The organism is Methylorubrum sp. SL192 (genome assembly GCF_026672325.1).
GTDB lineage: Bacteria > Pseudomonadota > Alphaproteobacteria > Rhizobiales > Beijerinckiaceae > Methylobacterium > Methylobacterium extorquens.
Window position 1 is genome coordinate 403,839 of record NZ_JAPPQV010000003.1, and the last position, 14,439, is coordinate 418,277.

10 protein-coding genes and 1 pseudogene are annotated in these 14,439 nt (G+C 62.5%); 3 read left to right on the top strand and 8 right to left on the bottom strand.

The window, feature by feature from the left end; translation table 11 throughout:
* Positions 1-113 precede the first annotated feature (113 nt).
* The gene (locus OVA30_RS02740) at positions 114-1,376 is read right to left on the bottom strand and encodes an O-antigen ligase family protein (RefSeq protein WP_268174529.1); all 1,263 of its coding nucleotides are present in this window, start codon (positions 1,374-1,376) and stop codon (positions 114-116) included.
* Between the two features lie 1,089 nt (positions 1,377-2,465).
* On the opposite strand from OVA30_RS02740, the gene OVA30_RS02745 reads away from it, so the two are divergent.
* Positions 2,466-2,657, top strand: a complete 192-nt coding sequence (locus OVA30_RS02745) for a hypothetical protein (RefSeq protein WP_268174530.1) — start codon at positions 2,466-2,468, stop codon at positions 2,655-2,657.
* A 107-nt stretch (positions 2,658-2,764) separates the two neighbouring features.
* Here OVA30_RS02745 and OVA30_RS02750 read toward each other — a convergent pair whose 3' ends face one another.
* Positions 2,765-5,683 carry a family 16 glycosylhydrolase gene (locus OVA30_RS02750; protein WP_268174531.1) on the bottom strand — a complete coding sequence of 973 codons (2,919 nt, stop codon included), beginning with the start codon at positions 5,681-5,683 and terminating at the stop codon, positions 2,765-2,767.
* Between the two features lie 425 nt (positions 5,684-6,108).
* Between OVA30_RS02750 and OVA30_RS02755 the strand changes: the two genes are divergently transcribed.
* Entirely contained in the window at positions 6,109-7,521 is a 1,413-nt protein-coding gene (locus OVA30_RS02755; RefSeq protein ID WP_268174532.1) for an oligosaccharide flippase family protein, read from the top strand.
* A 115-nt stretch (positions 7,522-7,636) separates the two neighbouring features.
* Here the strand turns inward: OVA30_RS02755 and OVA30_RS02760 are convergent, their stop codons facing one another.
* The 6 genes and pseudogenes from OVA30_RS02760 to OVA30_RS02785 all read right to left on the bottom strand — a co-directional run bounded on the left by OVA30_RS02760 (position 7,637) and on the right by OVA30_RS02785 (position 12,705).
* A complete protein-coding gene (locus OVA30_RS02760; protein ID WP_268174533.1) occupies positions 7,637-7,933 on the bottom strand; it encodes a hypothetical protein in 297 nt (98 codons plus the stop codon).
* 405 nt (positions 7,934-8,338) lie between these two features.
* On the bottom strand, positions 8,339-8,722 hold the full coding sequence (locus tag OVA30_RS02765; RefSeq protein ID WP_268174534.1) for a hypothetical protein: 384 nt from the start codon (positions 8,720-8,722) through the stop codon (positions 8,339-8,341).
* A gap of 239 nt (positions 8,723-8,961) precedes the next feature.
* Positions 8,962-9,299: pseudogene (locus OVA30_RS02770) on the bottom strand (HlyD family type I secretion periplasmic adaptor subunit); the annotation flags it as partial.
* A gap of 182 nt (positions 9,300-9,481) precedes the next feature.
* Positions 9,482-10,369, bottom strand: a complete 888-nt coding sequence (locus OVA30_RS02775) for a glycosyltransferase family 2 protein (RefSeq protein ID WP_268174535.1) — start codon at positions 10,367-10,369, stop codon at positions 9,482-9,484.
* Positions 10,370-10,454: 85 nt separating this feature from the next.
* Positions 10,455-11,804 carry a hypothetical protein gene (locus OVA30_RS02780; RefSeq protein ID WP_268174536.1) on the bottom strand — a complete coding sequence of 450 codons (1,350 nt, stop codon included), beginning with the start codon at positions 11,802-11,804 and terminating at the stop codon, positions 10,455-10,457.
* A gap of 4 nt (positions 11,805-11,808) precedes the next feature.
* A complete protein-coding gene (locus OVA30_RS02785) occupies positions 11,809-12,705 on the bottom strand; it encodes a glycoside hydrolase family 16 protein (protein ID WP_268174537.1) in 897 nt (298 codons plus the stop codon).
* Between the two features lie 635 nt (positions 12,706-13,340).
* Between OVA30_RS02785 and OVA30_RS02790 the strand changes: the two genes are divergently transcribed.
* Positions 13,341-14,369, top strand: coding sequence for a glycosyltransferase family 4 protein (locus tag OVA30_RS02790; RefSeq protein WP_268174538.1), 1,029 nt, complete (start codon positions 13,341-13,343; stop codon positions 14,367-14,369).
* Positions 14,370-14,439 lie beyond the last annotated feature (70 nt).

A 14,439-nucleotide genomic window follows, 5' to 3' on the forward strand; every position in this document is an offset into this window, starting at 1 on the left:
GGAATTCGTCTGTCTGCTTGCCCGCAACGGACGGAATGACGTCGTCACCTCGATCGCCCCAGCCTCGCGGAACCTCGCGCTGCATCGCACAAACTTTAGAAGTGCCGGCACAATCAGGACGCTCCGACGGTCGGATGGACCTGGACCGGCACGGGCATCCGGCCCGTGATGGCCGGGCCGGATGCTGCGTGCAGCCGGGCGGCCGCGCTCTGTTTGGCGTAGAAGGCCGACACCGCGAAAACGAGGAAGGCCGGCGCAAAGGGCTGCATCAGGTCGACGCCCTGCATCTGAATGATCAACGTATAGAGGGCGATGGACAGATACAGCGCCGCCATCGTGCTGAAGTTGTTCCTCAAGGTCGACAGGGCGTGTCGCAGCGCATCCGCGATGTAGAGGCCCAGGAGACCGAGGCCGACCAGCCCCGTTTCCACCAAAGTCTGATAGATCAGATTGTGGAAGTGGAAGCCGGTACGGCTCTTGATCATCATCAGGCGCCAGAGAGCCTCGGCAGGGCCATATCCCTGTACCCAGAAGCTCGCACCGCCCATTCCTAAGAGGGGGCGCTCGGGCCAGATCCGCTCGGCGTAGAACCAGAGCGTCGTCCTCCCGGTCAGGGTCGCATCCTTCCCGACGGCTGCAAGCAGCGCGTCACGGAAGAAGTAGGCGCCGAGGCCGAGGCCCACCAACGCCGCGGCTCCAATCAGAGCCGAAATTTCGACGACGGAAGCCCGTTGGCGAGCTGGATAAAGACCCGGCAAGCTGAGAGCGACGAAGGTCAGGATGCCCATCGTCAGGGCGGCGAGGGCGCCGACCGATCCGGATTTGAGGGCCGTAACGCAGCCGATCAGGAGGCCTAGGGCCGCCAGGCAGCGCCATAGGGGTGTCGAGGTCGCGTTCGTGAGGATGGCAGCCGAGATGATCGCAAGCAGGGAGGCGCAATAGCCGAGACTGTTCTTGTGGGAGAGAACGCCGACGAGGTTCATTCGACCCGTCAGCCCGTCCATGCCCATCCGGCCGGAAACCAGACTTGCGACACACACCGCCCCGCAAACCGCGAGCATGATCACCGCAAATTGCTGTCGGTTGACCAATCGCGTGATTTGAGCCGCGAACAGCAGGGTCAGACTGCTCTGCAACGCGAAACGTAGAGTCGTGTCCGGGACGAGCGACCACAACGCGGAAAGCGCCAGAAATCCTGGGAAGAGCCAGGGCACGATCCCCGTCATCCGCAGGGTTTCAACCAATTTATGTGGATAGATGAGGAAGGCGCAGCTCAGGCCGACCATACAAAAATACAACGGGACCGAGCCGACCGTCTCAGCAAACAGGGTCGCCGTAAAGATGAAGCCGGCTACGAGTATATCGACGATGCGCATCAAGCCTTCGCGCTTCCGAAAGCAACGACCACAGGCCCCTTGGACACGACGAAAGGCGCTCGCTGAGTTGCTGTAGGTCTAGAGTCCAAATGGAGCGATAGACGATATGGGCCGTGAGGACAATGTCGAGCGCAGCCTTGAAGAAAAATTCAGCTGAAAGTCATGGATCTACGGCGGTCCGTCTTTGAGCCGAACAGGATGTGTCGAGCGAGCAAGGGTTTGCCGCTGTGCGTCGAATGAGAACCAGGGATCGACTGCTGTCTCATGCCGGCCCATGCTGTCGCGGCCTTCCATGCAGCCGAGACCAGCAGGGCAGTTCTAAAAAAAAGCCGGCCTTTTCGCAACGTGCTCGACCAGTGAAGGCGACCGCGGAGGCGGTAGGATCGGAATAGCCCCTCGCAACGAGAGTGCTGTTTAATTTTTGGCCCCCCTCAAGCCTAATCGCGAAGCGGCGAGCCGTCTGAGGTCGGAGCCGAGGCGATGATCTCGAGGAAAATTGCCAGACCTGCCAAATAAAAACTGGCCAAGAGCAACATGATGGCGTCCACTAAAGTGCCGCGCCCATCTGCGGCTTGAGACATATAACGCAATATCGAGTCTCAGGTCTCTAGTGGCGCTGAAATTTGTTTCAAATCACCCAAAACTTAATCACCCCAAACCTGATCACGCGGCAGGTTCGTCGACGCCCACGCCGCTGATGTTCTCTGCCACTGGACCGGCGATGCGGTTTTCAAACCATCAGGCCGATGGCGAGATCGCCGAGCCGGCGCAATGTCGAGGCTAAACCGAAACGTGGCAGACCGGAGGAGCGACGGATCGGTGTGAGACACTGCATCGAAGGTGCGGCCCATGCCCGCCTGCAAGCACCGCCCCTACCGCGTCCCGCTTTCCGAATGCGGCACGGCTTGCCCGTCTCATGAATTCTGTGTGGTTCTCCCGGGGGAGGAAATTCTAACGAATTTGGCATCCCACGGTGCGGCAGAACTCGATTATAATAAACTGCACCTTAACGCTGGCATGGACTCCAACAGCGACTCGTGGTCTAAACAAGCAAAGCCAACATCACTTTTCGTTTTATGAGATTGCGCCGTGATCCTCGATCCCGATCCGCTCTGGTATGACCGTGAAGATCCGGATGAGCCGGTGGGGCTTTTGTGTCTTGTGCTGAGCATCGGGCTCGTTTCGCTGGCGCGCTTGTTTTTCTTGCCTGAAGAAATGTGGCCCGAGATCAAGCGCGCGACCGTCGCCGCCTTCCGGGATGTCGAGGAGACACATTCGTGAAGCCGTACACGATGGATTTTCCCCATCGTGTACGGCTCTGATCCTCGAGTGTTGCGTCAGGGTTTGCTCTTCCAGGAAGTCTTGAGTCCTGGGCGCTTCGGCTGCGCTCAGACGAACATGAAGTAATCGTGCGTAAGCTGTGCCGGGGAGACCTGCTTCAGCGTGATGCTGTCATAGGCATCAAAGGTGATGACCGTGTCGGCGCCGACCGCGGTGATCGAGAGTTGATTGAAGTCGCTGGCCAAATCCCGGTCGATATGGATGACGTCCCGGGTGGCCGGGTTCCCGAAATGGAAGCCCTGGATGACATCCTTGCCGAAATCGCCGTGGAACGTGAAGGTGTCAGAGCCGAGACCCTTGAACGTGTCGGCGACCTTCTCCGTCGACACGAACGCCTGGTCCAACTGGTAGCCGGTTTGCAGATGTGATCCGTCCTTGAGCGTCTGGTCGATGAACTTGACCTTCCCGTTGGTATCGAAGGCGGTGTGCTGCTGCGTGTAGGCCCGGCCCGTGACGTTGTAGAGGAAGGTGTCGCTCGAAGCGTCGGCGTTCCGGAACGTCTCCTGTGTCAGGACGCCGTTCGTGAACGTCTTCAGGTCGGCGACGATCGGCGAGCCCGCGGCATAGGTCTTGTGCTCGGACTGGATGACATCGTTGACGTACTTCTGCTGCGTCAGAGTCCCGTCGCTGCTCGAGATCGAGCGGTTCGACAACGTGCCGTTGGGCGCGAAAATCTCCGTCGTCTTGCTTCCGCTGTCGGTGTCGAATTCGTACTTATAGGTCGAAGCGCCGTTGGCCGCCGACCGCTCGATCGACAACAGCGTGTTGTCGGCAGCATACTTCTCGTGGGCAGAGACGTAGGCCTGTCCCGTCACGTTGCTGAGGTAGACCTCCTTGGTCCCGTCGGCGTGCGTTTCGACCTCTCGCACCAGCTTGCCGTTGGTGTAGCTGAACGTCTCGGTCGACCTGTCCGCGTAGGTCACGACCTTGCTGGCGATCAATCCATTCGCGAAGGTTGATGATGTGCTCGAAACGAAGGCGCCGTTCGCGTCGTAATCTGCGTCGTAGGTCGAAGTCCCGGACTGACGGGTGATGGTGAAGCTGTAGCCTCCCTTGATGGCCGCCAGGGCCGCCTTGCTGCTGGCCAGGAGGCTGTTGATCGTCGCGACGCTGTCGACCGGAAGCTCACGGCTGTCGGTCAGATAGATGCCACCGAGATTGGTCTTGGTCGCGAGCGTTCCGAGTTGGCCGGCAATCTGGCTGGCGGTCCCGACCGCGACCGTGACGGCATTGCTGACAGCGCCATCCCCGGTCCGGATCGTCACCTCGTGGCTTCCCGCGTTGAGGTTGTTGAGCGTAAGGGCGAACTGGCCCGTGCTCGCATCCACCTTGCCGGAGCCGATCTCGTTCTGGTTCGAATAGACGGTCACCGTCGTGTTGGCGGCCGCGCTGCCCGTCAGCACGAGCTTGGCGCCCCCGGCCGCCGAACCGGCTCCGAGATCCGCGACCTTCAACGTCGCCGGTACGACCGGTGCGGCGGGCGCGACCGGAACGACGGGCTTCGGAGCCGGTGCCGGCACGGTATCCGGAGCCGGGGTGGCGAGGGGTGCGTCGGCGCTGCCCGATTTGGCTGCATAGGCGCGGATGTAATCGATGTTCATGCGGCCGACCGCGGGCGTGGTGGCGTCGGTCGCGCCGCCCCAGCTGCCGCCCATGGCGAGGTTGGCGATCATGTACATCGGCTTGTGCATGTCGGCCGGCGTCGCCGTCTGCGCAACCTGATTGCCGTCGATGTACCAAGTGATCTTGTCGGCCTGCCAGTTCACGCCGTAGGTGTGGAAGCCCTTCGAGGTGTCCACGGAGGTGATGATGCTCTGGGCCTCGACACGTTTGCCGGTCTGAGCGCTGTGGGCGGTGGCGTAAATGGTGTTCGGGTCCTTGCCGAGCACCTCGAAAACGTCGAGTTCCGGCGGCCAGGAATTGTCGGTCGGCATCAGCCAGAAGGCCGGCCAGTAGCCTTGTCCGGCGGGCAGTTCGGCGCGGATCTCGAAGTAGCCGTACTGCTGGGCGAACGACATCTTCGTGGTCATGACACCGGAGACGTAGTTCTCGTTCCAGAGCATCGGCTTGTACTGCTCGGGCGTCTTCTTCGCCGTGATGGTCAGAACGCCGTTGTCGACCGAGAAGGGGTTGAGGCCGACCGCATCCCAGGCGGCGTCAAGATAGACCTGTTCGCCGCCGTTCATGGTCCGGCTGGTCTGGCTGCCGACACCGCCGAAGCCGAACTCCGTGCGCCAGACGCCGGTCGGCGTCGCGGTCGGCGTCAGGCTGTTGTACCAGTTGAAGGCATTGAACTCGTCGCCGAAGGTCTGCGCGAATTTAGACATGTCGACTGGAAGGCTGAAATTTTCGGCCTTGAGACTTGAGACGGAGACGTCGCGCAGGGTCAGCGTCTCGCTGCCGAGCTTGATCACCACATCGGCGCCGACCTGGCTCATCTGCGACTTGAGTTTGGCGAAGCTGTTCAGGTCCGCGTAATCGTTGAGCTGAACGATGTCCTGCCGGACATCGAAGCTGTAGATCACGTCCGATCCGCTGCCTTTGGCCACGAGGATCGTGTCCTTGCCGGCGCCGGCGATGATCACATCGTTTCCGGCCCCCCCGTTGAGGGTCTGCCGGCCGGTGCCGGCGGCCTTGATGATGTTGTCCAACTTGTTGCCGGTTCCCGAATGTCCGAGGACCGTGAGGTTCTCGACGTTGTCCGGCAGGACGTAATGGTCCGCCGTGGAGACGACGGTATCGATCCCCTTGCCCGCCTTCTCGATGACGACGTCCTTGTTCGTGTAGATGTAGTAGGTGTCGTCGCCGTCCTCACCCGCGAGCGTGCTGGAACCACCGGTGCGCAGGCCGTCGTTCCCCGACGTGCCGACCGTCGCGCCCTTTGCCGTCCCAAGAAATCCTTTTGTCGTCGCGCCGCTGACAAACAGGCTCCGGCCGGCAGAGTTGATGTACGCTTGCTTCGCCATGGCTTTTCCTCGAACAAGATCTCTTGTGATGACCAGTAATTCGCGGAATCGAAGCTTCAGTGGACTCAATCGGTCAAATTGTACGCATTGCCAGCAGAATACGCATTTGGGATTATGCTCAAAGACTCAGTGAATCGGGAATTAATGCTTGAGTTGGTCTGAATTTATTTTTCCAATGAACTGTCGAAAGTAGGGGCTCTTCACAGGATCGATCCGAGATGCCATGGAAGCGTCCGATGCCTTCCTCCAAGCCTAGGCGCGGATCACGATCGGCCGTCTCCGCCTAACCCCGGCCCGCGCTCGGATGCACGCTCCAGGCTCGTCTCTCACGGGGTTGGCGCGAACCCGCTCGACAGTCGCACCGATGCCGGACCATTCCGCTCTGCGATCCGGATGGGTCGGTTCCACGCCGAGGTTTGACAGATATGCTCGGTCCGCTGCTCTGGTCGCTGCTCAATGCGGCCGCCACCGTCTTCATCCCGTTCGGACTCTTCGTCGTGTTCGCCCGGACGGCGGAGGCTTGGCAGGTGGGGGCTGTGGCCGTAGCCATCTCCCTGGCTGAAATCCTCAAGGCCCTCTGCCCACAGGGACTCTATGAGTTGCTGCTGCGTCGGGCCGATCCCGGTCAGGACCGCGCCGCCTTCGGCCTGCTGCTGGTCTCCGGCGGGGCGGCGGCGGCGGTCTATGCCGGGTTGCTGCTCCTCGTGAGCCATCACCGGCCGGATTTCGCCGAGATCCTGCCCGCCCTTCTGGTGCTGACCCCGAAGCTGTTCTTCGACCTCGCGACCGTTCTCCCGCAGGCGGTCGTGACCCGGCAGCGGGCGCTTCGTCGATTGGCGATGCGCACTCTAACGGCGAACGCGGTGGCGGCGGTCAGCGGCAGTGCCCTCGCGGTGGCCGGGCACGCCCTGGCCGGGCTCGTCCTCTACTATCTGCTGCAATCGCTCTGCGGCTTCCTGCTCCTCGTCCGGGCCGGGGGCGCCGAACTCGAGCGGCCAAGCTTTAGATTCGGGCCGCTGGCGCACCTGGCGCCCGAAGCGACTTACGCCTCGATGGTGCGGCTCGTCGGCACCGCCAACAGCTACGCCGACACACTCGTGGTCGCATCCTTCCTCTCGCCGGCCCTCGTCGGCGCCTACAACCTGGGCAAGCGGATCGAGACGATCCTCATCACGGCGTCGGCCTCGTTCAGCTCGATGCTCTATCAGCCGGCCTTCGCCCAGGGCGACTTGGCCGAGCGTACGCGCATGACCGAAACCTCGATCCGGCTCACGACGCTGATCTTCGGCCTTCCCGTCATGCTCTTTGTGGCCTTCGACGCGGTCTTGATCCGGTGGGCTTTCGGCCCGCGCTGGGTCGAGGCCGCACCCGCCGCCGCCATCCTGGCGGTGTCGGGGCTTTGTCGGATCTATGGCTCGATCCACGGCTCACTGCTCGCGGTGCGAAATCGGAACCGGGCGCTCCTCGCCTACGCGCTCGCCTCGGTTTCAATCGGCCTGGGAGCCGTGGCGGCGCTCTCCGGATACGGCCTCGTTTGGATCGCCGCCGGCGTCGCGATCAAGAACGCCGTCTTCTGCGGCATTGCCGTGACTCTGACCCGCCACGATAGCGCGACATCCGCCATGGTCTACCTGCGGCACGTCATCCTGCCGCTCGGGCTCGGGCTTGGAAGTGCGGTCGCCACGCAGCGCCTCTGCGCGACCCTGCTCGCCGGTCATTCTCAGACCGAAATGCTGCAAGTGCTGGCCTGCAGTGTGGTCGTCGGCGGTGGCGCGGCGCTTCTGTATGCCCGCGACATCACCCGCGTCCTTCGCCGGGTCAGGCGCCGCGGCGCCTGAACCGGGCCACGCCGCGACCCGCGTCGCCGCTCGAGCATACCGAAGCGGGTCGCTTCCTTCGGGATGACGGCTTCGGGCTTCGCCCAGGCGCCGTGCGGCCTCGCGAATCCGCCCCTCAGGCGGCGCGGGATTGCTTGCCCGCCGGCTTCGCGCGGTCCAGGTCGCCCCGCTGCGCGATTTCGCGCAGGGCTTTCACCATCTGGTCCGTCTGATCATCGACCGGTTCATCGTCTTCGCAATCCTCGCCCGCCCAATCCTCTCCGCGACGCGCCATCAAGACGAAGGCTGCCACGGCGGCGCAGAGGCTCCCGCCGGGAATGGCGCAGGCCAGCGCGGTGCCGAATCCGTAGGACAACATCAGGGCACCGATCCCCACGCCGCCGCCGATCGCCGATAGGACAATGAACGCCATGACGCATCTCCTTCACCCCGCTCTCGCGGGACTAACGCCGCCACACGCATGAACCGAGGAGCGCGCTGAACCTACCAGAACAACCGGCCGGTTCTTGGCCGATGATACCTTCGCCTCATCTCTGCGCAAATCGGCTTAATGCGTCGCTAATAGAACGGACCGGTATTGTCGTGAATCGACGCCACCATGGTCCGCTGTCCGGGGCAAGATCGCGGAGGCCGCGGACGACGGGGGAAGCAAATCAACGCCTCGCGTTCGCGCCCGCCGATGCGACCGCTCGCACGGCGGTCCTTCCCCACAGGCAGTCTCGCGGGCAAGTCTCGGCGGCCCGGGGTGCGCATCCTCCGAAGCGGTCACATCACCGTCCCTGCTCAAGAAGGCCTGCGCCGGAGATGGTCGGGCCGGTCAGCCGACGGCCGTCTCCGATGTCGCGTCGGGAAGCCCTCGGAGCACGGCTTCGTGCAGGACTCTCAGCCAGTGCAGGGCTTCCTTGGCCTTGGCCTCGGCGATCTCCGCGCGCCGTTCGGCAGCGAGGGTGGACGTCCGACTCGAAGCCGCAGCCTCGACGATCTTTTCGACATTCGCGAGGGTGACCGACCAGTCGAACTCGTCCCCGGCAGTCGGCTTGTCAGCCTCGTCGCGTTGGGAAAGCGTGCTCGTAAAATTCTTTGGCAGGAGACGATCGAGGTCACTTTCGGATCGCCGAAAAGACTTCACGAAGATGTCGCGAACGCGCTCGGCCTCGTCATCGACCGATGGCGTGTAATCTGGTTTTATTTCTGCTTTCATGGTGAGGTGGTCCTAAGCCTCCGGCTGAGGCCTCACAGTTAAGCAGGTTTCCGGTGGATATTTGGTTACAGGAGGATGGATGGAGGGATCTGCTTCGTCGATCGACGGGATTCATCGCAACCGACGTCGCGAACGCATCGATAAAATCGCTTTCCGCTTGATCGGAACTGGAGGCGGATCACCAAATCCCGGCGGTGTTCGCGCGACGCCCGCAACTTGCCGGTGACGAAGACGACCTTGCGCGCCGTGAACAGTCGGGTCTCACCCTCGGTCAAATGGGCCACGGCCGGGTCGGTGGCCGCACGTACCAGCAACGCGGGCGGGAAGGTGATGGTGGCCGCCCCGTCGCGCTCCGCCTCGTCGCGGGCGCGGTGAGCCGAGAGTTCGTCCAGCGCCTTCAGGATGATGTCGAGCTCGCCCGGGTCTGGGTTTCGTCGAGACGGATCAGCACGTCACCGGCCTGACCCCGTGCCCCTTCGCGCACCCGCAGCGCGCGGCCGCCGGTGAGATGCTGCACCTTCTTGATGTCGGACTCGACCACGAACTGGCCCGGCGCGATCACCGCGCCCGAGATCTCGAATCGTCTCCGGGCGGGATTCTTTAGAAAGCCGGATTCTTTAGAAATCGGAGCCGTCGGCAGACGCAGGTTCGCGCGGTTCCGCGCAACCTGGATCGGTCGCCCCGGCTGGCGGTCCTGCGCCTCTCTCCGGCACCGCTCCGTCCCTCGGCGAGACGAGCGGACGCTCCCCTGCCACCGGCTCAGGCTTGGCGGTACTCCTCCAGGATCCGCGGCTTCAGGCAGTAAGCGGACGCGCCGGCATGGAGCGCGCCGCGGGCGAGCCACCAGATCGCGCGGGTCGGCCGTGGCAGGACAAGGGCCGCCCTCAGGGCCGAGTAGACGGCCTTGGCGGTGGAGGTCAGCGGCAGCCGGGCGCGCGCCCGTTTGTCGAACCGCGACAGCATCAGGGCATGCGTCTGCCCGGACCGGAACTTACGCCGCATCACCCAGGACAAGGTCGCGCGCCCCGGCGTGACGTCCTCGTAGACGATGCTGTCCGGTCGGTAGGCCATGCCCCCGCCGGCGGTCGTGATGCTGCGGAAGAACAACGTGTCTTCGCCGCCGGTCACCCCGCATTCCACCGCAAACCGGATCTGGTGCCGGCGCACGAAATCGAGGTCGATCAGGGCATTCGACGTATAGGCGTTGTCGATCCGTCCGGCATCGGCGATCCGGTTGCTGTGGAAATCCAGGCTGGGAGCCCAGCCGGGCAGCCCTTCCCCGTACACCGCGACCACCTGCCCGATGACGACGGCCTGCCCGTCCCGGCCGGCGACCAGACGTTCGAGCCAATCGTGAGCGGCGACTTCATCGTCGTCGAGAAACGCGAGCCAGCGCGTCGGCGTGGCGTCCAGGGCGGCGTTGCGGGCGACCGAGATGTTGCGGTCGGGGGCGTGCACATAGGTCACGGCGCAGGGCAAATGCTCGTCGCACCACGCCACCAGGGACCGGGCCGATCCGGCCGCATCGTTGTCGATCACCACGACGTGGCGACATTGGGTGGCGACAGACTGTATCGCCTGCACAAGGGTCGCCCGCCGATAGGTGCAGATGCAGACCGTGACGTCGTCGGGGGCGAGGCCGTCCATTCGCGTGGGATCCTGAGTTTGACCGTAGCCGTGTGATCGATCGTAGAGGATGTGCTGCCCCGAATCCGCTCCGCAACCCGATATCTCACGGCGTGCAGGCGGCATCACGACATCGGGCGCGCAGGGCCGCCTTCAGTTGCGCGGGATCGACCCGCGTCAGCAGGACCTCGCTCTCGCCCTCGCCGGCGAAGCTCGCGAAGGCGAAGCGCCCCTGCGCGTCCCAGGCATCGTATCCGGTATGGACGTTCAGGGCGGAGAGCCGGGGATCGAGGTCGGCGAGGCTGCATAGGCGCGTCGAGCGTCCGGTCGCGAGGTCGACCTCGTAGAGCGAAGCCGGTCCAGCATCGGGTGCGTAGCTCGTCGCGGCCGCGTAGGCCGTCGCCCCGGCGGGATCGACCTGGAACATCCAGAGGAACGAGCCGGGCCGCTCCATCGTCACTTGCCCGATGGCAGTCCAGGCGATCGTGTCGCCTGCCGCATCCTCGCTGAAGCGGTAGAGGTGTCCCCGGCTATCGGCGGCGAAGCAGAGTTGGCGATCGGGAAAGCAGCGGCCGGTCTCGAGGGCGCGGGGCTCGACCAGCGGCAGGTCGGGCCGCGGCACCGGGCCAACCCCCGGCTCGTAGCGGTAGAGATGGGCATAGATCCCGGCTGCGTAGCCCGGCCCTGCTCCGGCCGAACCGTACAGGCGTCCCTTCGCGTCGGTGAACATGAAGCGGTTCACGTAGAGGAACGGGCGATCGTAGCCCGCGGGGCGGCCAAGCGATGCGGTCACGCCGCCGGTCGCGTCGTATCGCACGACCTCGCCGGTCGGCACGATGGCGCCGAACAGCGCGTTCCGGGCGGGGTCCGCGGCGAGGGTGACCACGCTTCCGTGCGGAAGGCCGGTGCCGCCCTTCTCCCGTGCGCTGAGGTCGGTGAAGTGGTCCGTGTCGGGATCGTAGGCGTACCAGTGGAAGCCCCGCTTCGCCTTGTAATCAGCGTCGAGACCGGAGGAATCCATGGTCGCGACATAGACCTTGCCGTTCATGAAGGTCGGGCGGGTGTGGAACTTCTCCGCCGTCTCGCTCGGGTGCCAATTGCCCGCGGCCTCGGAGGCCGAGCGGGCGTCGCCGACGAGGCGCAGGTCATCCCGGCCTGCCGGCAGGCGGTACAGGGCCGCGTTGGTGCGATGGTCCATGCCGGCCACGTAGAGATCGCCGTTCGGCGCCGATCCGGTCGCATGCCAGCTCTGGGATGGGACGAGGCCGTTGGGCGTGGGCGGCAGCTTCCAAAGCTGCACGCCCTCGATGCGGCCGGCCTGCGGGGATGCCGTCACACCCGGTTCGGCCTGCGCCGGGCTCATCACGAGGGCGAGGCCGAGGGCGAGCCCACGCGCCAGGGCCGAAACGCCTGACGGCGCCGACGGAGGAGAGTCGGAGGGGGCCTTGCGCGGCACGATCTCAGCCCGGCAGCTTCCAGGCGCTGACGCGCTGGATCACGAATTCCCCGGGCCAGGGTGTCGTCTCGTCCGGCCAGCCGCCCCACTTGCCGCCGATGGCGAGGTTGAGGAGGAGGTACATCGGGACCTGCTTCATGTCCGACGGTGTCGTGGTCCGGAACACTTCTTTTCGGTCTACGTACCAAACGATCTCCTTGGCAGTCCACGCCGCACCGTACGTATGCCAATCTGAGCCGGGACCGCCGACGTCAAAGGGGAGCACAACCTTCTTTCCTGTTTGAACGTGCTTGCCGTCAGGGGCGGAATGGACGGTGGTGTGGATCTCGTTTGCTTGGCCTAGCCCCTCGAACACATCGAGCTCCCCATTCGCGGGCCACTGACCTTTGACTGGCATCAGCCAGAACGCAGGCCACATACCTTTACCAGACGGAATTTTTGCCTTGACCTCGAAGTAGCCGAATAGTTGCGAGAACGAGAATTTGGTCGTGAGAAGTCCGGCCATATAGCTGCGGCCGAACATTATGGATTTTAGGTTTTCTGGCACCGGTGTGCCAACGATGGTGACGGATTTGCCCGGATCTAGGGTGAACGGATTGAGGCCGAGTGGCTTATCGAGCAACTTGCCGTCCATGACGCCCGTGAAGGATGAATCGACGAAGATGCTTCCTGCACTTCCCGTGCGATAGGCTTCCTTGGTCGGGTCGCCAGCGCCATGAACGGTACGCCAACGCGTGGGTTTAGCCGGCTTTCTCCACATCTCCGAGGCGTCGAGGCTTTGCCACGTCTCCTCGAATGTCGGAAGACCCAAGTCAGCGGGGTCAATATTGGAGGGTAGCGACTCGGCCGCTGCTTCAATCGGGAGAAGAACGCCGACTAAGACAAGAAATTTACGAGTCATCTACCGCCTCAGAATGAACCTTCACGACAACGCGCGGAACCTGATGGGATTGCTGCCGCACCCGAAAGAGGGAACGTAGACCGCATACCATGTGCGAAAGCTACCAACCTTTGAACTGCTGTGCATGGATGTGTCATGAGCAAGAAGGAAACCAATGCCACTGGAACCAATTTGTAGCATTATTTGGAACGAAGAAATATGAGAAAAATCGAACATACTTCATATCTGGGAAGCTGTAGGACCTGTCTCCACCCGATCTCGATGGGCGTGCCCGAGAGATGGGGAACACCTGTGACGTTGGAGGCAAGTTGCTCACCGTGGGTAGCAATTATGTCGGCACGGTATGATTGCCCGTAAATATGCTGGCCACCAGCGATAGGGCTTTGCGGGTCAAAGCTTTACTGCCATGCTATTGATATCTTATCTTGCAAATCGAACCGTGTCATGGCCGAAATTACCGACCACATAGACATAATTCGCACACAATCGAGGACCGCATAGCCACTATAACAACTAATGTCAACTAGTCTTAGCGGTGCAGCCAATGATTTATTCAGCAAAACGATACATCTATTACGCTGATATGTTTGGCTAAATCCCTAAAAGACTTAATTTCACAGCTCCGGAGAATGCAGATGAGCGGTTTTTCATGCATTGTTGCTGGTCCCCTTAATCACCGGGATTGGCGGGGGGAGGTAATCAGAGGAGAGCGACCACATCTCGAATTTTCCCATATGGAGACTCAAGGCTTCAAACTATTTTCCAATGACCAGGGTGGTACAGCTCTATCCCGTAACCGAGCGACTGCGCTACGCCAGCGCTACCGCTCACACGCGGGCGCTATCAATCATGCCGGCCGGAATGGTTTGGTCTACTGCGTTTCCGAGCAGTGTGGGGCGCCGGCGACTCTCGTCGCCGCGTCGAAGCTCGCTTTCCCCAAAATGGTCGTAAGCATACATGGTCACTACTTCGAAGAGCGCTGGTTCTCCACGTGGATGCAATTTGCGCGGCGCATGAACAACATCTGGTTCGCGCCCCTTTCCCACGCTTTAGCCGACACGCTGATCACTCGCTTCGGGGCACCTCGGTCTCGAACGGTGGTGGTAGGCGTCGCGGTCGATACCACATTCTACACGCGGACCGATCCCTTGGACACGCGTTTTGTTCTGAGCGCAGGCGCAGCTGGCCGAGACTACAGTACGCTGATAGCTGCCAGCCGCGGGATTGATGCGAAATTTCGGATCGCATCCGGAAGTACATGGATTGGAGAAGCCGCGTCTTCAGATGCGCTCCCATCTAACGTATCGATGGGATCAGCCGGGAGCCTAGCCAATCTCCGCAACCTTTATGGTCAGGCGTCGTGCGTCGTCCTGCCGTTGACCGACACCTACCACGCAACGGGCTACGCCGTCATGGTCGAAGCCATGGCGATGGGCAAACCCGTGATCGCCACGCGAACAGGCGCTCCGAGCGACTTTGTCATTTCCGAGCAGACCGGCCTCCTCGTCGAACCCGGGAACGTCGCAGCGATGAAGTCGGCGATCCTGTTCATGCTTGATAATCCGGACAAAGCACGCGCCATGGGGGAAGCAGCTCGCCTGCTTGTGGAAACCAAATACAGCATGCCGCGTTTTACCGATACTATTCTCGCGATGGCCACTTGATTGGTAGAGCTTGCCAACTTGCAGAACATTGAAAATACATCAACTCTCGCCATCAATATATACTCAAGAA

Coding starts and splice junctions, on each gene's coding strand:
- OVA30_RS02760 (WP_268174533.1), bottom strand. CDS start 7,933: ATGGCGTTCATTGTCCTATCGGCGATCGGCGGCGGCGTGGGGATCGGT.
- OVA30_RS02790 (WP_268174538.1), top strand. CDS start 13,341: ATGAGCGGTTTTTCATGCATTGTTGCTGGTCCCCTTAATCACCGGGAT.
- OVA30_RS02765 (WP_268174534.1), bottom strand. CDS start 8,722: ATGAAAGCAGAAATAAAACCAGATTACACGCCATCGGTCGATGACGAG.
- OVA30_RS02755 (WP_268174532.1), top strand. CDS start 6,109: ATGCTCGGTCCGCTGCTCTGGTCGCTGCTCAATGCGGCCGCCACCGTC.
- OVA30_RS02775 (WP_268174535.1), bottom strand. CDS start 10,369: ATGGACGGCCTCGCCCCCGACGACGTCACGGTCTGCATCTGCACCTAT.
- OVA30_RS02740 (WP_268174529.1), bottom strand. CDS start 1,376: ATGCGCATCGTCGATATACTCGTAGCCGGCTTCATCTTTACGGCGACC.
- OVA30_RS02750 (WP_268174531.1), bottom strand. CDS start 5,683: ATGGCGAAGCAAGCGTACATCAACTCTGCCGGCCGGAGCCTGTTTGTC.
- OVA30_RS02785 (WP_268174537.1), bottom strand. CDS start 12,705: ATGACTCGTAAATTTCTTGTCTTAGTCGGCGTTCTTCTCCCGATTGAA.